The organism is Acetobacter sp. (genome assembly GCF_052102375.1).
Lineage (GTDB): Bacteria > Pseudomonadota > Alphaproteobacteria > Acetobacterales > Acetobacteraceae > Acetobacter.
This window is the reverse complement of record NZ_JBQDXI010000009.1, coordinates 68,760-93,547: the sequence shown is the minus strand read 5'-3', so window position 1 is coordinate 93,547 and position 24,788 is coordinate 68,760. Positions and strand designations below refer to the sequence as shown.

The following is a 24,788-nucleotide window of genomic DNA, read 5'->3' as shown; positions in this document are numbered from 1 at the left end:
TCAGCCTGCCAGAACCAGAGCCAGAGCATCATCCACGCTCAGGTCGTGGCGCTCGCCTGTGGCACGGCGCTTCAGTTCAACACGACCTTCTTTTGCGCTACGTGGGCCAACGACAATTTGCCACGGATGCCCCATCAGGTCGGCATCAGCAAACTTGGCACCGGCACGATCCGTGCGATCATCGTACAGAAACGCTTCCGTATTGGTGTTATAAATCTGCTCGCACAGGGCATCACAGGTTTCATCACCAACTTTCAGGTTCAGGATAGCCGCTTTGAAAGGCGCTACTGCGTCCGGCCAGATAATCCCGTTTTCGTCATGGCTGGCTTCGATAATAGCGCCTGCCAGACGGGAGACCCCAATACCGTAAGACCCCATTTCCGGATAAATTTGTGTGCCGTCAGGGCCAACGACGCTGACATCCATTGCCTTGGTATATTTGGTACCAAAATGGAAAATATGCCCAACTTCAACCCCGCGCCCTTCCCGGCGGCGGTCTTCAGGTACAGCATCCCATGCAGCGGTATCGTGCATTTCGTCCGTAGCGGCATAAGGTGTTGTCACACGCTCATAAAAAGCTTCAAGTTCACGCTGGCTGTTCACATCCACAGGGGCGTCCAGCCAATCCTGATCTTCAAGCGCTGCATCGTAAAACACGCCGCTTTCCCCGGTCGGGGCCAGAATCAGGAATTCGTGACTCAGTTCACCACCAATTGGGCCTGTATCGGCACGCATAGGCACTGCTCGAACACCCAAACGCTGGAAGGTACGCAGGTATGCCAGCATCATGCGGTGATAGCTTGCCACAGCACTCTGGTAATCCAGATCAAAGCTGTAGGCATCTTTCATCAGGAATTCGCGGCCACGCATCACACCAAAACGGGGGCGGACTTCATCACGAAATTTCCACTGAATATGGTACAGAACCTGTGGCAGATCTTTGTAGGACTTCACACCCTGTGCAAACAGGTCTGTAATCATTTCCTCATTAGTTGGCCCGTACAGCAGGTCACGCTTGTGGCGGTCCTGAATACGCAGCATTTCCGGGCCGTAGGCATCGTAACGGCCTGAGCGTTTCCAGAGGTCAGCAGACTGAAGCGTGGGCATAAGCACTTCCTGTGCGCCAACCCGATCCTGCTCTTCGCGCACGATCTGGCTGATATTGCGCAGAACCTTGAGCCCTGCGGGCAACCACGCATAAATACCAGAAGCTGTCTGGCGAATAAGGCCAGCCCGCAACATCAGACGATGCGAGACAATCTGGGCTTCTGCCGGATTTTCTTTAAGCGTGGGGAGGAAACTGCGCGAAAGACGCATGGTTATGCTCAGCCTTGTCTGGAAGCGGCCCAAGAAGGAGCCGCAGAAAACACTATGTGGAACGTTCTGCTCTAAAACACTGTAGCCATAAAGAAAACCCGCGCAAAGCGGGCTTCCTTTTTTACAGCATCTTATATGAGGTGGAGGCTGCGTCAGACACGCAGCACATGGACATCCACCAATGGGCGTTTTTGCAGTTTGCGCCCTAATGCACGACGCAATGCCGTTTTTGCTGCATCGCGGAAAGATTGATCATCACCCCGCAATTCGTCGGGAATAACATCAATGGCGTTCGCAAACTCTTCGCGCACGCGCACACTTTCCAGATCATCTGGCTCAAGCAGGCCGGGGGCGCTGATTTTTGGCTCGCCAATCACAAAGCCTTCGTCATCCACGGCAAAGCTGGCAATTACCACACCATTGAACAACATTTTACGGCGGGCAGCCAACACACCACCATTCATGGGGAGCAGACGCCCTGCATCCAGAGCCAGACGGCCACTGGGTGCGGTATCCACCACTTCTGCCTTGCCGGGAGCAAGGCGAAGGATGTCGCCATCTTCCAGAAGAATAGGGGTAATGCCTTTGTCTTGCGCCAGTGCAGCATGAGCCGTCAGGTGACGCCACTCGCCATGAACCGGCACAGCAAACTGCGGACGCACCAGATCATACATGGCCTGCACATCATCACCGGTCGCGTGGCCGGACACATGCACGAAATGCTCTTTATCGGTAATAACGCGTACGCCACGGCGGGACAGATTATCCTGCACTGCCATGATAGCCCGTTCATTACCGGGAATCATGCGGCTAGAATAAATAACGGTATCACCCTCACCCAGAGAAATGTTCGGGTGAATATCGAGCGAGATACGAGACAGAGCAGAACGTGGTTCACCCTGACTGCCGGTGATGATCATTACAATCTGATCGTCTGGCAGGTCATTCACATCCTGCTCGGTCAGGAAGGGCAGTACGCCGGACAGATATCCACATTCCCGCGCTGAAACGTCCAGATTCCGCAAGGAGCGTCCGACCAGCACAACTGTACGGCCAGCAGACTGGGCCGCCATGGCAATGCTTTCCACGCGTGCCACGTTGGACGCAAAGCATGTTACGGCAATACGCCCTTTAAGGCTGCTGATGAGGTCCGTCATGCTCCGACGCACTTCAGCTTCCGACTGGGACGGACCAGATTTCATGACGTTGGTGCTGTCACACACCAACGCGATCACACCTTCATCACCCACCTCTTTCAGGCGTTTGGTGTCAGTCGGCGGGCCTACCAGTGGGTCAGGGTCAAGCTTCCAGTCACCAGTGTGCACCACAACACCAGCGGGCGTACGCAATACAACAGCCTGTGCTTCTGGCACAGAATGGGTAACGGGTATGAATTCAAGATTGAAAGGCCCGACATCAAACGTCCCGCCACACGGGATGGTATGAATGGGGACTTCATTCAACAACCGGGCTTCACCCAACTTGCGCCGTAGGACGGAGCCTGCAAACGGGGTGACATAAACCGGGCACTGAAGAAGCGGCCATATATGCGCTACGGCCCCAATATGATCCTCATGCGCATGGGTAATGACCAACCCGGCCAACTGGTCACGGCGCTCAACAATAAAGGTGGGGTCTGGCACCAGAATTTCAGCTTCCGGTGTGTCATTCCCGCTAAAACCAATACCACAATCTATCGCCAGCCAGGTTTCCCCAAGACGATAGAGGTTAAGATTCATGCCGATCTCGCCCGTTCCACCCAAAGGCAGAAAGGCGAAATCGCCGGTCTGTTCAGTCATTCGTTTAACTATCCTTCTGTCAAAAGATCTTTTTCTGGTGTGAGACGCGGCAAGGGATTCCGCCCCGCCAATATCCGCAGCCCGTTCAGGGTCAGCATTGAATCCACATGGTCAAAGACCGTCGTTCCTTCAGAGAAGAGCGGAGCCAGACCACCGGTCGCGAGCACTTTCATATCCTGCCCGACCTCCTTCCTGATCCTCTCAACGATCCCCTCAATCAAACCGACATACCCCCAGAAAACCCCTGAGCGCATGGCTGTGACAGTGTTACGCCCAATAACGGAATCAACCACTGGACGCCCCACACCAATACGTGGCAGCCGTGCTGCCGCCTGATGGAGGGCTTCAACAGACAGATTGATGCCTGGTGCAATAACGCCGCCGCAATAATTCCCTTCTGCATCGACCACATCAAAGGTCGTGGCTGTCCCAAAATCTATAACCGTCAACGGCCCACCATAGAGATGGTGTGACGCAAGTCCATTTAAAAGACGGTCCACCCCAACTTCGTCAGGATTGTCCATCTTGATTGCAAAACCCCAGTCCAGCCGGGCTGAGGCCAGAAGAGGCTCAACTGCAAACCACTGGCGGCATAGTGTACGCAAATGATAGAGAGCGGCTGGCACAACGGTTCCTATCACCGCGCCCTCAATATCATCGGCAGAAATACCCTGCATTTTCAGCAGGGCCAGAAGCCAGACCGCATATTCGTCAGACGTGCGCTGGGCCTGCATGGTAATACGCCATGTGCCCTGCCACTTAGCGCCATCATACACAGCAAACACAACATTGGTGTTTCCAGCATCAATGACGAGCAGCACCGCCGACCTCCTGTGATGATAGCAGGATGTCCCCTGTCGCTATCATTTTCATTCCATTTTCCGTTTCAAGCAGGAGCCGCCCATCGGGGGCCAATCCTGCAAAGAGACCCTGTTCATAAGTAGTCCCGCCCTTTACCACAAGAGGCGTGCCAACAGGATGTGCCCTTGAAAGCCATTCTGAACACAAAACAGAGAAGCCCTGCTCCGCCCAGACTGCACACCAACGAGACATCTGACGTAAGATAGCCTCCGCTACCAAGCAGGGTTCTGGGGTGCCGTAGTGCGCCAGAGAAGCTGCCTGCCGACCGATTGTTTGCGCATCCGGCGCTTGTGCCAGATTGGCCCCCATCCCGATGATAAGGGACTGTCCATCCTGCTCTATCAGAATACCGCCCAGCTTCTGCCCATTCAGCAAAATATCGTTAGGCCACTTGATGCTCAGATGTGTCCGGGCAGAGGGAACAACGTCCGCCAGCCCCTCATAAAATGCGAGGGACGCAACAAAAGGCCAGCCGCCAAGCGCTTTCAGGGGAATACAGTCTGCATCCAGCGTCATGGAAAGGGCCAGACTTCGGCCGGGGTCAACCCAATTCCGCCCGCGGCTTCCCCGCCCCTTGGTCTGGCGGAGGGCCAAAAGCGCCAAGCCCGGCGGCTCCCCAGCACGCACACGCTCCATGCAGACATCTGAGGTTGAAGTCAGTTCATCGTAACATTCTAACCGCCATGGCGGACAAACTGCCTTCATTCCCGGTCCTTACCCAACCAATGCCTGTGCTGCGTGCTGGGCTACAGTCATAAGCGGACCAAGCGCCAGAATAAAGAGCACTGTCGCTACGCTCATACCCCCGGTTACAAACAATAAGGTGGTGGCCGGTCGGTCAAATGCCTCTGCGCTCTCTTCAAAGTACAAAACTTTGACAACCCGTAGGTAGTAATAAGCCCCCACGATGCTGGACAGAGCACCAATGGCAACCAGTGCGTAAAGATGTGACTGCCAAGCAGCGGCAAACACCATGAACTTGCCAAAAAACCCGGCAAGAGGCGGCACACCAATCATGCTGAACATGAAAATAGCCAAAGCAGCGGCAAGCCCGGGCTCCCTACGCCCCAGCCCTGCCAGATCAGCTATTGTGGTTACTTCATGGCCTTTACGCTGCATGGTGGCAATAACAGCAAACACGCCAGCGTTCATGACAAGATAGGCCGCCAGATAAATGAGCGTAGCCCGCACGCCAGCGGCTGAGGCCGAGGCAAGCCCCATCATGGCGTAGCCCATATGTCCGATGGACGAGTATGCCATAAGCCGCTTGATGTCTGTTTGAGGAATGGCCGCCAGCGCTCCATAAACCATGGACAGCAGTGAGACGAGTTCTACCAGAATTTGCCAGCGCGGGGCCATGGTGCCGAATGGCCCTGTCATAACCCGCAGGAACAGCGCAAACGCAGCAAACTTGGGGGCACTGGCCATATAAGCCGTAACGGGCGTTGGTGCGCCCTGATACACATCAGGCGTCCACATATGAAAAGGCACAGCGGATAATTTGAAGCACAGCCCGACAACAACAAAAACTATCCCGACCATCAGGCCAAGCGGGAGGCTCTCTTCACTACCAATAGCCGTCAGCAGGCCAGCATAATCCATGGTGCCAGCATAGCCATAAATGAGCGACATACCGTACAGCAGCAAGCCTGAAGCCAGAGACCCGAGTACAAAATATTTTAACCCGGCCTCAGAAGACCTAACGTTATCCCGCTCCAACGCACACAAAATATAAATGGAGAGTGAAGACAGCTCCAAACCCACAAATAGCGTCATCAGGTTACCGGAAGACGCCATGATCATGGCACCCAAGGTAGAGAACAGCATAAGAATGGGTGTTTCAAAGGGAAGCGAAGCGTGCTCGCCGCGTGCCTCCCCTTGGTAGCCAACCGTTACTACCGTTGCCAGCAATCCGCCAATAAGGGCCAGTTCCTTCATGAAACGCGCAAAGCTGTCGTTAATAAAGGTGCCCGCATACGCCACACCATCGGGCGAGAGTGCGACCAGAAACCCGCACCCTATGAATGCCGCGATTGTAAGCGTGGCACAGGGGAAAAACCCTTCCCCGCGTCTTTGCAACACACCGATGACAAGAATAAGCAGCCCGGACAGGGCCAAGCCAATTTCCGGAATTGCCAGAGACCAGTTTACTGCATTGGGGGTCATTGAGCAGCGCTCCGTCCGTAACCGATATGAGAGGAAAACTGTGAAGGCATGATTTTCCTCCCTAACCGCACAACGCCACAGTAAGGAGCACCACGAGGCCAGCCAGCATGGTAAAAGCATAAATGGCTATTGAGCCCGTCTGCATCCGTACAGCCTGTGCAGCACTTTGAGACGTCAGCCGAACCAGATCACGAGGAAGACCTTCCACTGCGCCTTCCTCTCCATTTTTCCAGAGCGTCCGGGCGATGGCTTTGTAGGGTTTGACAAAAATAAATGCGTAAAGCTCGTCAAAATACCATTTGTTCAGCAGAAACACATAAAGTGGACGGAACGCACCAGCCATTTGTGCAGGTAGGCGCGGTGCCATGCTGTAGCAGACATAAGCAACAGCTATGCCAGCTAGCCCGGCCAGAGACGGCATGAGGCTGATGATAGACGGAACATGCTCAAAATTTTCCATGATCCGGTTACCGGGCGCATTGAAAATTGTACCATGCCAGAACAGGTCCTGCCCCTGCCCAATATAGAAGGGCGCCAGAACAACACCAGCAATGACGGCACCGAGAGAGAGCACAACCAGAGGCAGGCTCATGCTGATCGGGCTTTCATGCGCAGCATCTCGCGCTGCCACGTTGGCAGGGCTTCCGTGGAAAACCAGAAGAAGCAGACGCCAGCTATAAAAAGCAGTGATAAACGCCGTAACGGTACCCAGCACCCAAGCGTAATGGCTCATCCCTGTCTGGTTAGCCCATAAAGCGTTGAGAATGGCATCTTTTGACCAGTAGCCCGCAAATGGGAATACCCCGGCCAATGCTAGGCTCCCAACCCACATGGCACCGTATGTCAGAGGCAGTTTTTTCCACAGCCCGCCCATACGGAACATGTTCTGTTCATCATGCATGGCATGAATAACCGAACCCGCGCCCAGAAACAGCAGGGCTTTGAAAAAGGCATGTGTTGTCAGATGAAAAACGGATGCCTGATAAGCTCCCACGCCAACAGCTGCAAACATATAACCAAGCTGCGAACAGGTGGAGTAGGCAATGGTGCGTTTGATATCCGGCTGTACCATACCCACGGTTGCGGCAAAAAAGCAGGTTGTTGCACCAATAAAAAGAATGAAATTCCGCGTACCCGGCGCAAACTCTAGCAAAGGTGAGACCCGCGCCATGAGGAACACCCCGGCGGTCACCATTGTTGCTGCATGAATAAGGGCAGATACGGGGGTTGGCCCTTCCATAGCGTCTGGCAACCATGTGTGCAGAAACAACTGGGCCGATTTACCCATAGCTCCGATAAACAGCAGGAGAGAGATAAGTTCAACCATACTGAAAGACGTGCCAAACACAGCATACTCACTGCCCAGAACATGCGGCACCGATGCGAAAATGGCATCGTACTGCACTGTGTGGAACAGCACGTAAATCAGGCCAATACCGACAAGAAAAAACAGGTCAGCCACACGGTTGACGACAAAGGCCTTGATGGCGGCTGCCGTGGCCGATGGCCGGTCGTACCAGTATCCAATCAGCAGATAACTGGCCAAACCCACCCCTTCCCAACCGAAAAACAGCTGAACAAGGTCATTGGACGATACCAGCATGAGCATGGCAAAGGTAAACAGGGAAAGATAAGCGAAAAACCGGTAAACCGGCATGGTTTCATGGCTCATATACCCCAGGCTGTAGCAATGCACGAGCAATGAGACACTCAGCACCATCGCCGTCATGGTGACGGATAATGTGTCAAAGCGCAGCATCCAGCGTGCCTCAAAGCCACCAGCGTTGATCCAGTCAGAGACCAGCAGGGCATGGGGTGCAAAACCTGAGCTCCAGCCTTGGCAGAGGGCCAGTACGCCGCACAAGGTAGCAACCGCCATGCAACTCAACGTGACAAGCTTTGCCAGACTATCGCCAATGAGACGACCGCCCAGCCCTGCAATACCTGCCCCCGCAAGAGGTAGAAAAATTGCCGCGGCAAACAGGTGAAGATCGGTTTGCATGGTGGTGCTCACCCCTTCATCATCGTGGCGTCTTCAACTTGAATGGAGCCACGGTTGCGGAAATAGACAGTAACGATAGCCAGACCAATGGCGGCTTCTGCCGCAGCAATAGTCAGCACGAAAAGCACCATAACCTGACCTGACAAATCTCCATGCGCGGACGAAAACGCGACAAAATTGAGATTGGCCGCCAGAAGAATGAGTTCCATGGACATGAGAATGATGATGACGTTTTTACGGTTCAGAAAAATCCCGAACACGCCAAGCACCAGCAGGGCAGCACTCACAACAAGATAGGGCATAAGCCCAATGGGGGCGATTGCCGAGGTCATGCCTCTTCCTCCCTTTTCTCTGCCTCTATCATCCCGCCTGACGCGTAAGAGCCGGGCACTGATGTTTCATGATACGAGTGATGCGGACGTAGAAAACCACCCTGAGCGGAGACACTTGCCCCGAGGGGAGCATCTACCAGTTCAAGAGTGTCCGCTGGGGTGCGGGCATGTTGCCGGTCAATAATTTGGCGTCGGCCCATACCGGTATCACGCAGGGTGAGCACGATTGCGCCGATCATGGCGACCAGCAAGACCAGACCGCAGGCCTGAAATAGCAGGACATAATGCGTATAGATCAGTGTGCCCAGAGCGGCCGTGTTGGTAAGGCCGGGCGCACCGGTAAGCGGTGCTATGGTGGAAGCTGGCGCCATCTTCCAGTCACTGAACGCCATGATGAGTTCAAAAAACAGAACTCCACCCACGCACGCGCCAATTGGCGCATAATGCTGCAAGCCTTCACGCATTTTTGTGAAGTCTATGTCCAGCATCATGACGACAAACAGGAAGAGAACCGCCACCGCACCCACGTAAACAATGACAAGCAGCATGGCCAGAAATTCGGCACCTGCTACAAGAAAAAGGCCTGCGGCGTTAAAAAAAGCCAGAATAAGAAAAAGCACCGAATGCACAGGGTTTCGCGCACTTATGACCATAATTGCTGAAACCAGAAGCACCGTTGCAAAGACGTAAAAAACAAGCTGCGGTATCATCTATCTATCTCCTGCCCTGCTATAACCTGCACACCGTTCAGCGGTACGGTGCGTCAAGTTCCAGACGCCGGGCCAGCAAGGCTTCCCAGCGGTCTCCATTCGCGAGCAGTTTGTCCTTGTCGTACAACAGCTCTTCCCGTGTTTCGGTCGCAAATTCGTAGTTCGGGCCTTCTACAATGGCATCCACAGGGCACGCTTCCTCACACAGACCGCAGTAAATGCACTTGGTCATATCAATGTCGTAGCGCGTTGTGCGGCGGGAACCATCATCACGTTCTTCGGCGTCGATGGTTATGGCCTCGGCAGGGCATGTTGCCTCGCACAGTTTACAGGCAATGCAGCGCTCCTCTCCATTAGGGTAGCGGCGCAAAGCGTGCTCCCCCCTGAAGCGAGGCGAGAGAGGCCCTTTTTCATAAGGATAGTTAATGGTGGCTTTCGGCTGGAACATCATTTTGAATGTGGCTGCCATACCGGCGGCAAGCTCCACCAGCAGGAAGGAGCGCAAAGTGTTTTTAAGAGTCTTCATGGTCAAACACCCCCAACCTGCGGCAGCAAACCCGTGGCCATGAGAAAGGCCGCTGTTGCTATCATCCACACCAGAGACAAAGGCAGGAAAACCTTCCAGCCAAGACGCATCAACTGGTCATACCGAAAACGCGGGAATGTGGCGCGCACCCAGATAAATACGAACAGACAGAACAGAATTTTGAAAATGAGCCACAGCGGCCCCGGCACCCATGTAAAAGGTGCAAGTCCTAAAGGAGGAAGCCAGCCACCAAGGAACAGAATGCTGACCATGGAGGACATAAGGATCATGTTTGCGTATTCGCCTAAGAAGAACAGGCCGAAAGCCAGCGACGAATACTCAACAAAAAACCCAGCCACCAATTCGCTTTCGCCTTCTGGCAAGTCAAATGGCGCACGACCTGTTTCTGCCAACGCTGAAATGAAGAAGACAATAAACATTGGAAACATGGGCAGACAGAACCAGATATGGCGCTGTGCCAGCACAATATCGTTCAGATTCAGGCTACCAACAGCCAACAGCACTGATACGATAATTAGGCCTATGGACACTTCATAAGAGACCATCTGCGCAGCCGAGCGCATGGCCCCCATGAAGGCGTATTTGGAGTTGGATGCCCACCCAGCAATGATAATGCCGTAAACACCGAGAGACGAAATTGCCAGCAGGTACAGGATACCCACATTGATGTTGGCAACAGCCAACCCGTTACCCGTGGGGATAACCGCCCAAGCCACCATGGCCAGAGAGAAAGTCAGGAATGGCGCAAACAGAAACAAGGCACGGTTGGCCCCGGCGGGAATAACCGTTTCCTTAAAAATCATCTTGATAGCGTCTGCAAAGGCCTGCAACAGACCAAACAGGCCATTCACGTTGGGGCCACGGCGGCGTTGCATGGCCGCCATAACCTTACGCTCCATAAGGGTAAGGTACGCAACCCCCAGAAGCAAGGGCACCAGAACCGCCAGCGTTTCCAGCACCATCAGGATAATCTGGCCAGCCAGCGTGTGATAAAAGAAATACGCCATGGCCTCTACTCCGCTGCCACGGCAGCATGTGCCGGGCCATACACGCGGGAACATTCCGCCATGGTTGGGCTGGCACGGCTTATGGCGTTTGTCTGGTAATAGTCCGTAACAACTTCCCGGAAGGGATAGCCTGTCAGATCAGACAATGCCGGATGTTCCACGCAGACCTGCCCTGACAGACGGCCAGATGCTGCCATGCCCCCTGTTGCAAAAACCGGGTTCAACTCTGCCATTCGCGCCCGTACACCGTCCTGAGTATCATAAGGCAATGTGTGCCCCACCACCTCAGAAAAGGCTCGTATAATGCGCCAATCTTCCTTGGCTTGGCCAGGCGGGAAAATAGCCCTGAAGGCGCGCTGCACACGTCCTGCCGTGTTAACGTATGTGCCGGGTTTTTCGGTATAAGCGGCACCGGGGAGGATAATATCCGCCCGCGCAGCAGCGGCATCACCATGATGGCCTTGATAGACCACAAAAGTCTCAGGCCCTATTTTCTCTAACGGAAAATCATCAGCCCCGAGCAGCCAGAGCACTTCCACACCACCGCGAAGCATGTTGGGGCTCGCCAGACCACGTTGGCCGGGCAGAAAACCAATGTCTAAACCAGCCACACGTGATGCTGCTGTATGCAGAATGTTAAAACCGTTCCACCCCTCCGCACAGGCACCCACCTGCTGCGCCAAGCTGTAAGCGGCTGTATAAATCGCTTTTGCATCCGGACGGGTTAAAGCTCCGTGTCCTACAATGATCATGGGCCGTTTGGCGTTTTTAAGTATATCCGTGAAAGCGTGAGATCCATCCAGAAGGGCTTTAAGGCCCTCCGGCCCCTCACCTAGCATTTCAACAGGATAGGTCAGGTCACATGTCGGCACGCCCAATGCAGCCACTGGAAAGTTACCGCGCCCGCTTCGTAAAAATCGTTTGCGAATACGTGCATTAAGCACGGGTGCCTCATACCGTGGGTTTGTCCCGATCAGCAGAAGGGCATCCGCATCATCAATCCCACTGATATCGCTATTAAACAGGTAACCAGAGCGCTGTGACGTATCGTACCATGCGCCATCCTGACGGCAGTCTATATTGGCTGAACCAAGTGCGGTCATAAGGTCTTTAAGAGCGCACAAGCTTTCTGCATCACAAAGGTCTCCAGCAAGAGCACCAATGCGCTCGCCCGGCACACCCTCAAGCCTGCGGGCGAGAGACACAAAAGCTTCCTGCCATGAAGCCTTGTGTAACTTGCCATGCACGCGCACCCAAGGCTGATCCAGCCGCCTGCGTTTAAGGCCATCAATGGAGAAACGGCCTTTATCTGACAGCCATTCTTCATTCACAGCATCATTAACACGGGGGACAATACGCATTACCTCCCCGCCGCGGGCCTGCACCTGAATGTTTGTGCCCACAGCATCCATGACATCAATGCTATCTGTCTTTTTATATTCCCATGAGCGAGCGCGAAAAGCCGAAGGCTTGGCTGTCAGTGCGCCCACGGGGCAAATATCAATGAGGTTGCCCGAAAGTTCGGATGTCAGGGCTTTTTCGACATATGTTGTAATCTCGGCATTTTCCCCACGAGAGACCATGCCAAGTTCTGGTGTACCGGCAACTTCGGTCGTAAAACGAACGCAACGTGTGCATTGAATGCAGCGCGTCATGACCGTTTTAACCAAAGGCCCCAGATCTTTATCCGTTACGGCGCGCTTGGCTTCCTGATACCGGGAAACACCAGTGCCATAGCCATAAGCCTGATCCTGCAAGTCACACTCGCCGCCCTGATCGCAGATGGGGCAATCCAGCGGGTGATTGATAAGCAGGAACTCCATAACCGCCCGCCGGGCACGGCGTACAACCTCCGTATCTGTCAGGATTTCCATACCATCCGCAACTGGAAAACCGCAGGACGCAACAGGCTTGGGGGCACGTACTACCTGCACAAGACACATACGGCAGTTGCCCGCAACAGACAGCCGTTCATGGTAGCAGAAGCGTGGTATTTCCTTGCCCGCGGCTTCACAGGCCTGAAGGGCGCTAGAACCTGGCGGCACATCTACTGGCGTGCCATCAACAATGACCCTGACCATAATTTTACTCCGCTGCTACGGGCATAATCTGGGCTGGCACCTGAACAAGTCCGGTGCTGCCCAAAGCTGCCTTATAGTGCTGGATACGGGCTTCCATTTCCGGCCTGAAATGCCTGATAAGTCCCTGAATAGGCCATGCCGCAGCATCCCCTAATGCACAGATGGTATTACCTTCCACCTGCCGGGTGACCTGCTCCAACAGATCAATCTCCTCCAGTTCTGCGCGGCCCTGCACCATGCGGTCCATCATGCGCATCATCCACCCAGTCCCTTCCCGGCAGGGTGTGCACTGGCCACAGCTTTCGTGCTTGAAAAAGCGGGAGAAGCGGGCAATCGCTTCAATAATATCGGTTGAACGGTCCATCACAATCATGCAGGCAGTGCCCAAACCGGAGCGTTCGGCCCGCAAGCTATCATAGTCCATCAAAACAGTTTCACAGACCGATTTTGGAAGCACTGGCACGGAACATCCGCCTGGAATAACAGCCAGCAGATTGTCCCACCCACCGCGCACGCCGCCACCGTGTTTTTGGATAATCTCTTTGAGCGGAACGCCTAGCTCTTCCTCAAACACGCATGGTGTGTTTACGTGCCCGGAAATAGCCATGAGTTTGGTTCCAGCGTTATTGGGACGCCCCAAACTGGAAAACCACGCCCCACCGCGCCGCAAAATGGTTGAGGCAACCGCAATACTTTCCACGTTATTGACTGTGGTTGGGCACCCATAAAGCCCAACACCCGCCGGGAACGGTGGCTTCATGCGGGGCTGGCCTTTTTTACCTTCAAGGCTTTCCAGCAACGCTGTCTCTTCGCCACAAATATACGCACCGGCGCCACGATGGATATAGAAATCAAAATCCCAGCCGGTATCGGCAGCATTGGGACCAAGAAGTCCTGCTGCATAGGCTTCATCCACCGCATATTGAAGATGCTCTGCCTCGCGGAAAAACTCGCCACGAATATAAATATAAGCGGCGTGCGCCCCCATAGCGAAAGACGCAATAAGAGCGCTTTCTATTAACTTATGAGGTTCGTGCCGCATGACCTCGCGGTCTTTGCAGGTGCCGGGCTCTGACTCATCGCCATTAATGACCAGATAGCTTGGCCGGCCATCTGCCTGCTTTGGCATGAAAGACCATTTAAGCCCGGTGGGAAAACCTGCACCACCACGCCCGCGCAAACCAGAAGCTTTCATTTCCGCCAGAATGGCATCCCGCCCTTTAGCAAGAATGGCCGCGGTGTCGTGCCAATCCCCACGCTGGCGGGCGCCAGCCAGTTTCCAGTCATTCTGACCATATAGATTTGTGAAAATACGGTCTTTATCCTGCAACATGCCCGTCCCTCCTACTGCGTGACTGAAGGTGTGGGGTCTGCTGTTTCCAGCAAGGTCTTGCGCCCACCTTCTGGCGCAGAACCCTTACGGTTTATGGCCGGTCCCGCGGGCGGTCTGGTACCGTCTCTTAACGCAGCAATCAGAGCTTCCGTGCTGGAGGCATCCATATCTTCATAGAAATCATCATCAACTTGCAAAATCGGCGCATTTGAGCACGCGCCCAGACACTCAACCTGCGTCAGAGTAAACAAGCCGTCATGGCTGGTTTCGCCAAAGCTGTTAATACCAGTTGCCTTTTTGCAAGCATGCGTCACATCATCGGAACCACGTAACCAACAGGGTGTAGTCGTGCAGACCTGCAAATGATAGCGGCCAATCGGTTGCGTGTTGAACATAGTGTAAAAAGAAGCCACTTCATAAACACGGATGGGTGCCATCTCGAGCCTATGTGCTATTTCGTCCATCGCAACGAGTGGTATCCAGGCGCTTCCGGTCATACGGGCCATCTGCCTTTGCGCGATATAAAGCAGAGGCATCACAGCGCTGGCTTTGCGGGCTTGGGGATATTTAGCCAGAACTGTCTGAATTTCAGTTTCTGACGCCGCATCAAAAGAAAAAACGTCAGGCTGATCAGCCGGTTTCCAAGATGATGTCAACGGTCAACCTCCCCGAACACAAGATCGAGCGAGCCAAGAACAGCTACCATATCTGCCAACATGGCACGACGGGACAGCTCATCCAGCGCTTGCAAATGAGCAAAGCCCGTTGGACGTATTTTACAGCGGTAAGGCCTGTTACTGCCGTCTGCCACCAGATACACTCCAAACTCGCCTTTAGGACTTTCCACTGCTGTATAGGTTGCTCCGGACGGCACGTGATAGCCCTCACTATACAATTTGAAGTGATGGATAAGCGCTTCCATAGAGCGTTTCATTTCAGCACGCGGCGGAGGTGCGAATTTGGGGTCTTGCACCTTCACGGCACCCGGACGCATAAAAGAAAGACATTGCGTAATAATCTTTACGCTTTCTCGCATTTCCTGAATACGAACCAGGTAGCGGTCATAACAATCACCTTGCCGGGTTACTGGCACTTTAAAATCAACTTTGTGGTAATTGTCATAAGGCTGACTGCGCCGCAGGTCCCATGGCACACCGGAAGCACGCAAACATGGGCCGCTAAACCCCCAGGCCAAAGCCTGTTCGGATGTGAAAATACCAATACCAACCGTACGTTGTTTCCAGATGCGGTTTTCTGTCAGCAGCCCTTCCAGCTCATCAATCCATGCCGGAAATTCTGTGGACCAGATGCCAATGCGGTCTTCCAGTTCCGTCGGAATATCCCGCGCAACGCCACCAGGCCGGAAGTAGTTTGCATGAAAGCGGGCACCTGAAGCGGCTTCATAAAACTCCAGCAACTTCTCACGCTCTTCATATCCCCACAAGGCCGGGGTCACGGCACCACAGTCCAGCCCCATGGCGGTAATATTGAGAATATGATTGAGTATACGGGTGATTTCCGCAAAAAGCACCCGCAACCATTTGGCGCGCTCAGGAATATCAATCCCCAGTAACTTTTCTGTAGCCAGAGCAAAAGCCTGCTCTTCACACATGGGGGAGGCATAATCCAGCCGGTCAAAATATGGCAGTGCTTTCTGATAGCTTTTATATTCTATCAGCTTTTCCGTACCACGATGGAGCAGTCCTATATGAGGATCTGCACGCGCTACCACCTCCCCTTCCAGTTCCAGCACAAGCCGCAGCACCCCATGCGCTGACGGATGTTGCGGACCAAAGTTGAGCTTGTGAGAATCAAACTCCACAATACGCCTAGGCGCGCCACCTTCAACCTGCTGATCAGGCAAAAGGGTTTCAGGAATATCCTGTTTGAGGAGTGTCTCAGCCGACATATCAGGGGTGTTCTGAAACTCTGTCATCCACGGGCCCTCTTGATACCCTGCCTGACCTCATGGGCTTTTTCATCACCTGGGAGTGTAAGCATTCCTTCCCACGGCGACACGAAATCAAAATCTCTGAAATCCTGTGTCAGAGAAACAGGTTCTTTTACAACCTGACGCTTCTCAACATCGTAGCGCACTTCCTCATACCCAGTCAGAGGAAAGTCTTTCCTGAGAGGAAAATCCTCAAAACCATCATCCGTCAAAATGCGGCGCATATCCGGCTGCCCGGAAAACACCACACCGAACAGATCATAGCATTCCCGTTCCCACCAGGTGGCGCTCGGCCACAAATGGTGAACTGACGGCACTGGTGCAATTTCATCTGTTGTGACGATAACGCGAATACGATGGTTATGGGTAACCGAGAGCAGATTATAAACCACATCAAACCGCTCGGGCCTGCTGGGGTAATCTACACCGCATAGGTCCATCAATTGCTCAAAGCGGTAACGTGGGTCATCCCGCAGCAAAGTCAGGAGAGGAAGCAGCCGCTCCCGCGTGGTTTTTACAACCAGCTCGCCTTTTTCTACCGCAGCCATGTGTATGTCTGGCAAAGATGTTGCTAGCGTAAACGCCATAGCACCAATCTGCCCCTGCATGCGGGAAGCTTGCAGGGTATGAGAAAGCTCAGCCACGCAGGATTGTCCCTGTCCGACGGATCTTCTTTTGAAGCAGCATGATACCGTAAATCAGCGCCTCCGCCGTGGGCGGACAGCCAGGCACATAGACGTCAACCGGCACAATGCGGTCACAGCCTCGCACAACGGAATAAGAGTAGTGGTAATACCCACCACCATTGGCACAAGAGCCCATAGAAATAACCCAACGGGGCTCTGCCATCTGCTCATAAAGCCGGCGCAGCACCGGGGCCATCTTGTTGGTAAGTGTCCCTGCGACAATCATGACATCAGACTGACGAGGCGAGCCGCGCGGAATAATGCCCATACGGTCAAGGTCATAGCGGGGCATGTAAGCGTGGATCATCTCCACAGCGCAGCAAGCCAGACCAAACGACATAGGCCACAGGCTACCTGTACGGCCCCAATTAACCAGCTTGTCGAGATTGGCAACAACAAAGCCCTTCTCGGCAATAGCGCCGGTTATACCGCGCACCACTGCATCCTGCTCCGGACCCGGCGGCAGCGCTTCACGGTTCCACAGCACGACATCATCATGTGATTGTTCAGACATAGGCAGCGTCTCCCCTTTCAATCCCAATCCAGCGCGCCTTTGCGCCACTCATACAGGAAGCCGATACCCAGCACGCTGAGGAAACCCAGCATGGACAAGAAGCCGAATAGCCCGATGCGAGAGAGGCTCACCGCCCAAGGAAATAGGAAAGCGACCTCAAGGTCGAAAATAATGAACAGAATAGCGACCAGATAAAACCGCACATCAAAACGGCGACGGGCGTCATCAAAAGCCTCAAAGCCGCATTCATATGCCGTGGTTTTTTCTGGATAAGGCTTCTGATGCCCACTCACCAACGCCATACCTAACATGGCGGCTGCGATGACTACTGAAATGGCACCAAATATGAGAACTGGCGCGTAGTCACCTAAAACAGATTGCATTGGGGGGCGCTCCTGCTTTCGTTAAGGTTATGAAACCAAACGTGTTGCAGGCAAGACTACTCCCTGACGCACAGAACAACCATGCCTCAGCGCAGTATTGGCGGGAACTTTCCCGTGATTACTTGGGATATCACTCTGATTATTAAAGCTTAATAACCAGATTTTTACTTTTTTATGGAAGGTAAGAGCCGAAGCTCTTACTTGCATAATTTCACTTGAAAAGTGAAATGGTGGGCGGTGAGGGGATCGAACCCCCGGCCATCTCGGTGTAAACGAGACGCTCTACCGCTGAGCTAACCGCCCGCCGCAGTATGTGCCACAAATGAAAACGGGCGGCAACCCCTTTTTTTAAGGTTTTGCCGCCCGTTCGCCAAAAAAACTATTTTCTTTGAAGAAATTAGCTTACGGCGTCTTTCAGTGCCTTGCCCGGCTTGAAACGGACAGAGGTAGAAGCAGGAATATCAATTTCCTCGCCGGTGCGTGGGTTACGCCCTTTGGCTGCCTTACGGGTAGCGGTCACAAACGTACCGAAACCAACAAGACGAACTTCCTGCCCACCAGAAAGGGCTTTCTCGATAGCACCGAATACGGCGTCGACCACTTCTCCAGCCTTCGCCTTTGGCAGAGCAGCCTCATCGGCTACTGCCGCAACGAGTTCCTGCTTGTTGAGCGGCTTATCCATTTTACGCCTTTCTTAAGTATCACAATTGCTGGCGCGGCGGGCGGCTTGGTTCCGCCTGTCCGCTTCCCGGTCGCACTATGAAGCCGTTTTTCGCTACGTCAACCGATCAAGCGCAAAGATCGACGTCATAGTGCTGTTTCCTGTCAGTGCGGGAGCACCGCAGCAGGCTTAACTCCTTCCGCCCCCGGAACAGGTTCGGACACCTCTTCCCAGTGAATGGGTTTGGGTTGCCGCACTAACGCACGTGCCAGAACCTCATCCACATGGGAGACAGGTACAACTTCCAGATCTTTCTTCACAGAATCAGGAATTTCCGTCAGGTCTTTTTCGTTATCCTTGGGAATAAAGACCGTCTTGATCCCTGCCCTTACGGCAGCAAGAAGCTTCTCTTTCAATCCACCAATTGCCAGAACACGCCCACGCAGTGTGATCTCACCTGTCATGGCAACATCACGCCTAATAGGTATACCTGTCAGGACACTAACCAGAGACGTTGCCATGGCAACGCCAGCTGAAGGCCCGTCTTTAGGAGTCGCACCTTCAGGCACATGAACGTGAAAACTGCGCTTATCGAAGAGGGTCGGAACAATACCAAAGGTTGTTGCCCGGCTGCGGACATAAGAGAATGCGGCAGACACGCTCTCCTTCATCACATCGCCCAGCTTCCCAGTTTCGACAATGCCGCCTTTGCCGGGAACCATAACGCTTTCAATAGTCAGAATTTCGCCGCCCACCTCGGTCCAAGCCAAGCCGGTGACAATACCCACCATATCCTCGGCCTCGGTCTCGCCGTAACGGAAACGCTTAACGCCAGCCAGTTTTTCGAGATTACGGACGGTGATAGCCACTTTTTTGGCTTTACCAGTCACAATCTCTTTCACGACCTTACGGGCAAGATTAGCGATCTCACGCTCTAGGCTACGCACCCCGGCTTCCCGCGTGTAGTAGCGAATCAGGTCACGCAAAGCGTCGTCACTGATCGACCATTCACTGGCCTTGAGGTTATGAGCCTCTGCCTGCTTGGCAATAAGATGACGACGGCAGATTTCGACCTTTTCGTCTTCCGTGTAGCCAGACAGCCGGATGATTTCCATACGATCCAGCAGCGGCTGTGGCATGTTCAGGCTATTGGCCGTTGTGACAAACATCACATCTGACAGATCATAATCCACTTCCAGATAATGATCGGCAAAGGTGCTGTTCTGCTCCGGATCCAGTACTTCCAACAGTGCGGAAGCCGGATCTCCGCGCCAGTCGGCACCCAGTTTATCAATTTCGTCCAGCAGGAAGAGCGGGTTGGACACCTTGGCCTTTTTCATGCCCTGCACAATTTTGCCGGGCATGGAGCCAATGTACGTACGACGATGCCCCCGAATTTCGGCTTCATCACGCACGCCACCCAGTGACATCCGCACGTACTGGCGGCCCGTAGCCTTAGCAATAGACCGCGCCAGAGACGTCTTACCCACACCGGGAGGCCCCACCAGACAGAGAATCGGGCCTTTGAGTTTCTGAGAACGGCTCTGGACCGCCAGATACTCGAGAATACGCTCTTTCACTTTATCCAGCGCGTAGTGGTCAGTATCCAGAATAGTCTCAGCTTCAGCCAGATCGTGCCGAACTTTGGTCCGCTTTTTCCAGGGGATACCCAGAATCCAGTCCAGATAGTTCCGTACGACCGTTGATTCGGCAGACATGGCGCTCATGCCACGCAGCTTCTTCAGTTCGGCAATCGCTTTTTCCCGTGCTTCCTTGGAAAGCTTGGTTTTAGCGATACGTTCTTCTATCTCGGTGGTTTCGTCTTTGCCGTCTTCGCCTTCACCCAACTCTTTCTGAATGGCTTTGAGTTGCTCATTCAGATAGTACTCGCGCTGGGTCTTCTCCATCTGGCGTTTGACGCGGTTGCGGATTTTTTTCTCAACCTGAAGAACACCAATTTCCGCCTCAATATGAGCGAAAACTTTTTCCATCTGCTGCATGACGGTTGGTGCTTCAAGAATTTCCTGCTTTTCAGAAATCTTGAGGTTCAGATGACTGGCAACCGTATCAACAAGTTTGGAAAGGTCCGTGATCTGGTTGAGAGAGACCAGAACTTCAGACGCAATTTTCTTGTTAAGCTTAATGTAGTCTTCAAACTGGGAAATAATGGAACGCCCAAGGGCTTCCGCCTCCGGCCCGGCGGCCGGTTGTTCAGAAATTTCCTCAATTTCCGCTTCAAAATGCCCGTCGATATCGTGCAGTTCTTTTACCTTGGCACGACGCACCCCCTCCACCAGCACTTTTACGGTGCCATCGGGCAGCTTCAGCAACTGGAGAATGGTGGATACGGTACCAAAACGATACACATCATCTACACCCGGATCATCCTGGGCAGCATCTTTCTGGGCGACCAGAAGGATCTGGCGGTCTTCACGCGTAACAGATTCCAACGCCTTGACGGATTTTTCGCGCCCCACAAAAAGCGGAACAATCATGTGAGGAAAAACCACGATATCGCGCAGAGGAAGAACGGCCACGCGATTGTTTTTAGGTGGAACTGCTGTTGCTACAGATTCGTCTGATACGGGCGCGGCAGACACAACGTGTGAGGCCTGCTCTTTGGCCGGAGCCTTACGCTTGCGCTTGACTGCTGGTTTCTTTTCTTCAGCCATAACCATGACCTCCTTCAAGGACGATCCAGGCCAAGGCACCCGCTTGCGGCATGCCCCTAGGCCCGTAGAGGCACCAAAAAGGCCTCCGCCTCTACATGTCGTTACGAATGACCCATTTAGCAATGGGCTTATAGAAAAACCAAGCCAGTAGAAATTTACTCTCTACTGGCTTTTGTACCTCTCCCCTCAGGCTGATTGCTCAGCAGGGGCTTCCTTGTTTTTACCGTAAACATAGACAGGGCTGGTTTTTTCTTCCGCCACGTCCCGGTTTACAACCACTTCTTCCACCGTGTTCAATCCTGGCAGATCAAACATGGTAGACATCAGGATGCTTTCCATAATGGACCGCAACCCACGTGCACCCGTTTTCCGTTTAATGGCACGATCTGCAATGGCCTTCATGGCGTCATCCGTGAAGGTCAGCTTGACATCTTCCATCTGGAACAAACGCTGGTACTGTTTGATCAGAGCATTTTTAGGTTCGCTCAAAATCTTGATCAGCGCTGCTTCGTCAAGGTCACCCAACGTAGCCAGAACCGGTAGACGACCGATAAATTCGGGGATCAGACCAAATTTCATCAGATCTTCTGGTTCAACGTCCTGCAGAATTTCCCCTGTCCGGCGTTCATCGGAAGAACGCACATCAGCACCAAAGCCAATACCTGACCCTTTGCCACGTGCGGAGATAATCTTGTCCAGACCGGCAAATGCACCACCACAGATAAACAACATGTTGGTGGTATCAACCTGAAGGAATTCCTGCTGCGGATGCTTGCGCCCACCCTGTGGAGGAACGGAGGCAACCGTGCCTTCCATCAGTTTGAGCAGCGCCTGCTGCACACCCTCACCGCTGACATCACGCGTGATGGACGGGTTTTCTGCCTTACGTGAAATCTTGTCGATTTCATCGATGTAGACAATGCCGCGCTGCGCCCGCTCAACATTATAGTCAGACGCCTGAAGCAGTTTGAGAATGATGTTTTCAACATCTTCCCCAACATAGCCAGCTTCTGTCAGTGTTGTAGCGTCTGCCATAGTAAAGGGAACATCAAGAATACGTGCCAGCGTTTGTGCAAGCAGCGTCTTACCCGAACCCGTAGGACCAATAAGCATGATGTTGGATTTTGCAATCTCGACATCGTTGCTTTTGGTAGCCTGTGTCAGACGTTTGTAATGATTATGCACCGCGACAGAGAGGACCTTTTTGGCCTCAAACTGACCAATAACATAGTCATCCAGAACCTTGCATATCTCTTTAGGTGTTGGCACACCTTCGCGGGATTTGACCAATGTCGTCTTGTGCTCTTCACGGATAATATCCATGCAGAGTTCGACGCATTCGTCACAGATGAACACGGTCGGACCAGCGATCAGCTTCCGCACTTCATGCTGTGATTTACCGCAGAAAGAGCAGTAAAGCGTGTTCTTGGAATCACCGGACTTCGCGTTCATGAGCCCACTCCCTCGATCATCCCAGGCCTCAGATAACCGAGGGCCGCGTTGCTAGGCTTATCCACCCAGAAGGTGGACCACCCCTGCATTGTAACAGGAGTGTTGCTGTACACCAGATTAAGGATGGTCTTTATCCTTTTTTGCCGTGTCTTCAGTCGCCTTATGGTGCGTGATGACTGTGTCAACAATACCGAAAGCCTGAGCTTCCTCTGCTGACATATAACTATCGCGTTCCAGCTTCTGTTCAATATCTTCCAGAGTCTGTCCCGTATGCTCACGATAGATTTCATTCAGACGCTGACGAATGATAAGAATTTCTTTGGCCTGAATTTCAATATCACTTGCCTGCCCCTGCGCGCCGCCAGAAGGCTGGTGCACCATAACGCGAGCATTAGGCAACGCAAAACGCCGTCCCTTCTCTCCACCGGCAAGCAGCAGAGACCCCATGGAAGCAGCCTGACCGATACACACAGTGCTCACCGGGCTGCGGATATATTGCATGGTGTCGTAGATAGCCAGACCCGCAGACACCACGCCACCAGGGCTGTTGATGTAGAAGGAAATTTCCTTCGTGGGGTTTACGCTTTCAAGATAAAGAAGCTGAGCAGAGATCAGAGAAGCCACTTGGTCATAGACCGGGCCTGTGAGAAAAATGATTCGCTCCTGAAGCAGGCGGGAATAGATATCGAATGCCCGCTCACCCCTTGAGGTCTGTTCGACCACCATGGGTACCATAGCGTTGCTGAAAATCTCAACGGGATCACGATCCCTCATGTTAGTCATTCCCGTAAAAAACCTGCACAAACCCACTCCCGCGCCCGTTAAGCATACGGGCGTTGGTTGGGCACTCTCATTCAAGATAGAGATAAAGTGGCAATATGCCACCCCGGAAAAGAAAAACAGGCTGAAAAAGAGTGTCCCGCCAGTTCACACTGGCGGGACACTAAGGCCTCAGATGTTAGCTGGCGGTATGTCCGACAGCTCTTCGGGAGTGACTTCCTTGTCCTCCACCTTGGCCAGTTCTATCAGATAGTCCACGACCTTGTTTTCAAAGATCGGCCCGCGGAGCGATTCAACCGCCTGCGGATTGTTCTGGAAGAACTGGAACACCTGCTGTTCCTGCCCTTGGTAACGCATCGCTTCCGCCCGCATAGCGCGGCCAAGTTCGTCCTGCGTTACGGTAATGGCGTTCTTACGACCGATTTCAGCAAGCAGCAGACCCAGCTTTACACGGCGTTCTGCAATTTTGCGGTAATCAGCACGAAGGGTTTCTTCGTCCTTACCTTTGTCTTCTTCGTCAAGCTGATCAGCTTTACGGTCAGATTCGACGCGCTCCCAAATCTGGTCGAATTCAGCATCAACCATACCTTCGGGTGCAGCAAAATCTGTCTTAGCTGCCAGAGCGTCCAGCAGATCGCGCTTGATACGCAGGCGTGTCAGCTGTTCGTATTCACCTTCAACCTGCTTGCGGACCAGGTCACGCAGCTGTTCAAGGGTTTCAAAACCAAGCTTTTTAGCCAGTTCGTCATCCACAGGCGCATCAACGGCTTTTTTCAGTTCTTTAGCCTTGATGTCGAAGGTTGCTTCTTTACCAGCAAGCTCTTCTGCACCGTAGTTTTCCGGGAAGGTGACCGTGATGATTTTTTCTTCACCAGGTGTCATGCCTTCGATCTGCTCTGCAAAACCGGGGATGAAACCTTCACCACCAATTTCCACATTCACATCATCAGCCGTACCGCCGTCGAAGGGAACGCCATCGCGCTTACCAACGAAATCAACCGTCAGGATGTCACCTTTTGCAGCGGGGCGAACTTCTTCAACTTTTTCGAAGTTACGCTGACGCTTGGCGATATCAGCCACAACCTTGTCGACCGCTTCATCACTGGCGACAGCTTTAAGGCGCGTCAGGGACAGATCAGACAGATCAGGGACTGTGATTTCTGGCAGAATTTCAGTTTCAACCTTGAAAACAAGATCGCTACCGTCTTCCTGACCGGAAACCAGATCAACCTGAGGCTGACCAGCAGGGCGGAAACCGCGCTCTTCAAGAGCTGACTGCAGGGATTCGGAGACGGTCTGCTCAAGAACTTCTGCGCGCACGGCTGCGCTGTAACGCTGGCGTGCTACGGAAACAGGCACTTTGCCCGGACGAAACCCAGGAAGAGTCAGACCTGCGGCAACTTCTTTGAGACGAGCATCCTGCTTCGCCTGAAGATCTGCTGCCGGAATGGTAATGGTGAAACCACGCTTCAGCCCTTCGGAAAGGGTCTCGGTAACCTGCATCGGCCAGGCCTTCCTTTCGGTACAAACTTAA

General features: G+C 53.3%; 22 protein-coding genes and 1 tRNA gene. All 23 read right to left on the bottom strand.

Annotated elements, in window-relative coordinates; all coding sequences use genetic code 11:
* Complete coding sequence (gene proS / locus ACTIDN_RS05945; RefSeq protein ID WP_415508137.1) at nt 1–1,317, bottom strand: proline--tRNA ligase; 1,317 nt, start codon at nt 1,315–1,317, stop codon at nt 1–3.
* 152 nt (nt 1,318–1,469) lie between these two features.
* Nucleotides 1,470–3,116, bottom strand: coding sequence for a ribonuclease J (locus ACTIDN_RS05940; RefSeq protein ID WP_441376324.1), 1,647 nt, complete (start codon nt 3,114–3,116; stop codon nt 1,470–1,472).
* 8 nt (nt 3,117–3,124) lie between these two features.
* Entirely contained in the window at nt 3,125–3,937 is an 813-nt protein-coding gene (locus ACTIDN_RS05935; RefSeq protein WP_415508138.1) for a type III pantothenate kinase, read from the bottom strand.
* Nucleotides 3,921–4,682, bottom strand: a complete 762-nt coding sequence (locus ACTIDN_RS05930) for a biotin--[acetyl-CoA-carboxylase] ligase (protein ID WP_441376323.1) — start codon at nt 4,680–4,682, stop codon at nt 3,921–3,923. Before ACTIDN_RS05930 ends, ACTIDN_RS05935 begins: the two co-directional genes overlap by 17 nt.
* A gap of 9 nt (nt 4,683–4,691) precedes the next feature.
* The gene (gene nuoN, locus ACTIDN_RS05925) at nt 4,692–6,143 is read right to left on the bottom strand and encodes an NADH-quinone oxidoreductase subunit NuoN (RefSeq protein WP_441376322.1); all 1,452 of its coding nucleotides are present in this window, start codon (nt 6,141–6,143) and stop codon (nt 4,692–4,694) included.
* A gap of 61 nt (nt 6,144–6,204) precedes the next feature.
* On the bottom strand, nt 6,205–8,145 hold the full coding sequence (gene nuoL / locus ACTIDN_RS05920) for an NADH-quinone oxidoreductase subunit L (protein ID WP_441376321.1): 1,941 nt from the start codon (nt 8,143–8,145) through the stop codon (nt 6,205–6,207).
* Nucleotides 8,146–8,153: 8 nt separating this feature from the next.
* On the bottom strand, nt 8,154–8,477 hold the full coding sequence (nuoK, locus tag ACTIDN_RS05915; protein WP_086651806.1) for an NADH-quinone oxidoreductase subunit NuoK: 324 nt from the start codon (nt 8,475–8,477) through the stop codon (nt 8,154–8,156).
* Nucleotides 8,474–9,187, bottom strand: coding sequence for an NADH-quinone oxidoreductase subunit J (locus tag ACTIDN_RS05910; protein WP_441376320.1), 714 nt, complete (start codon nt 9,185–9,187; stop codon nt 8,474–8,476). The genes nuoK and ACTIDN_RS05910 overlap by 4 nt, the downstream gene beginning before the upstream one ends.
* A 37-nt stretch (nt 9,188–9,224) precedes the next feature.
* Nucleotides 9,225–9,713, bottom strand: a complete 489-nt coding sequence (gene nuoI, locus ACTIDN_RS05905) for an NADH-quinone oxidoreductase subunit NuoI (RefSeq protein ID WP_415508143.1) — start codon at nt 9,711–9,713, stop codon at nt 9,225–9,227.
* A 2-nt stretch (nt 9,714–9,715) separates the two neighbouring features.
* The gene (gene nuoH, locus ACTIDN_RS05900; protein WP_441376319.1) at nt 9,716–10,741 is read right to left on the bottom strand and encodes an NADH-quinone oxidoreductase subunit NuoH; all 1,026 of its coding nucleotides are present in this window, start codon (nt 10,739–10,741) and stop codon (nt 9,716–9,718) included.
* A gap of 5 nt (nt 10,742–10,746) precedes the next feature.
* Nucleotides 10,747–12,822: an NADH-quinone oxidoreductase subunit NuoG gene (gene nuoG / locus ACTIDN_RS05895; RefSeq protein WP_441376318.1), complete on the bottom strand. Its 2,076-nt coding sequence runs from the start codon at nt 12,820–12,822 to the stop codon at nt 10,747–10,749.
* A gap of 4 nt (nt 12,823–12,826) precedes the next feature.
* A complete protein-coding gene (gene nuoF, locus ACTIDN_RS05890) occupies nt 12,827–14,155 on the bottom strand; it encodes an NADH-quinone oxidoreductase subunit NuoF (protein WP_441376317.1) in 1,329 nt (442 codons plus the stop codon).
* 11 nt (nt 14,156–14,166) lie between these two features.
* Nucleotides 14,167–14,811: a complex I 24 kDa subunit family protein gene (locus ACTIDN_RS05885; RefSeq protein WP_441376316.1), complete on the bottom strand. Its 645-nt coding sequence runs from the start codon at nt 14,809–14,811 to the stop codon at nt 14,167–14,169.
* Nucleotides 14,808–16,091 carry an NADH-quinone oxidoreductase subunit D gene (locus ACTIDN_RS05880; protein ID WP_441376315.1) on the bottom strand — a complete coding sequence of 428 codons (1,284 nt, stop codon included), beginning with the start codon at nt 16,089–16,091 and terminating at the stop codon, nt 14,808–14,810. Before ACTIDN_RS05880 ends, ACTIDN_RS05885 begins: the two co-directional genes overlap by 4 nt.
* Nucleotides 16,088–16,714 (bottom strand): NADH-quinone oxidoreductase subunit C, encoded by a 627-nt coding sequence (locus ACTIDN_RS05875; protein ID WP_415508153.1) that lies wholly within the window; start codon nt 16,712–16,714, stop codon nt 16,088–16,090. The genes ACTIDN_RS05880 and ACTIDN_RS05875 overlap by 4 nt, the downstream gene beginning before the upstream one ends.
* A 28-nt stretch (nt 16,715–16,742) precedes the next feature.
* Nucleotides 16,743–17,306, bottom strand: coding sequence for a NuoB/complex I 20 kDa subunit family protein (locus tag ACTIDN_RS05870; RefSeq protein ID WP_415508149.1), 564 nt, complete (start codon nt 17,304–17,306; stop codon nt 16,743–16,745).
* Between the two features lie 17 nt (nt 17,307–17,323).
* Nucleotides 17,324–17,689 carry an NADH-quinone oxidoreductase subunit A gene (locus ACTIDN_RS05865; protein WP_048838823.1) on the bottom strand — a complete coding sequence of 122 codons (366 nt, stop codon included), beginning with the start codon at nt 17,687–17,689 and terminating at the stop codon, nt 17,324–17,326.
* A 228-nt stretch (nt 17,690–17,917) separates the two neighbouring features.
* Nucleotides 17,918–17,992: transfer RNA gene (locus tag ACTIDN_RS05860), tRNA-Val, on the bottom strand.
* A gap of 94 nt (nt 17,993–18,086) precedes the next feature.
* Nucleotides 18,087–18,371: an HU family DNA-binding protein gene (locus ACTIDN_RS05855; RefSeq protein WP_048838822.1), complete on the bottom strand. Its 285-nt coding sequence runs from the start codon at nt 18,369–18,371 to the stop codon at nt 18,087–18,089.
* A 143-nt stretch (nt 18,372–18,514) separates the two neighbouring features.
* A complete protein-coding gene (lon, locus tag ACTIDN_RS05850; protein ID WP_441376314.1) occupies nt 18,515–21,022 on the bottom strand; it encodes an endopeptidase La in 2,508 nt (835 codons plus the stop codon).
* A 186-nt stretch (nt 21,023–21,208) separates the two neighbouring features.
* Nucleotides 21,209–22,474: an ATP-dependent Clp protease ATP-binding subunit ClpX gene (gene clpX / locus ACTIDN_RS05845; RefSeq protein WP_048838820.1), complete on the bottom strand. Its 1,266-nt coding sequence runs from the start codon at nt 22,472–22,474 to the stop codon at nt 21,209–21,211.
* Between the two features lie 117 nt (nt 22,475–22,591).
* The gene (clpP, locus tag ACTIDN_RS05840) at nt 22,592–23,257 is read right to left on the bottom strand and encodes an ATP-dependent Clp endopeptidase proteolytic subunit ClpP (RefSeq protein ID WP_181015836.1); all 666 of its coding nucleotides are present in this window, start codon (nt 23,255–23,257) and stop codon (nt 22,592–22,594) included.
* 168 nt (nt 23,258–23,425) lie between these two features.
* The gene (gene tig / locus ACTIDN_RS05835) at nt 23,426–24,757 is read right to left on the bottom strand and encodes a trigger factor (RefSeq protein WP_441376313.1); all 1,332 of its coding nucleotides are present in this window, start codon (nt 24,755–24,757) and stop codon (nt 23,426–23,428) included.
* Between the last annotated feature and the right edge of the window lie 31 nt (nt 24,758–24,788).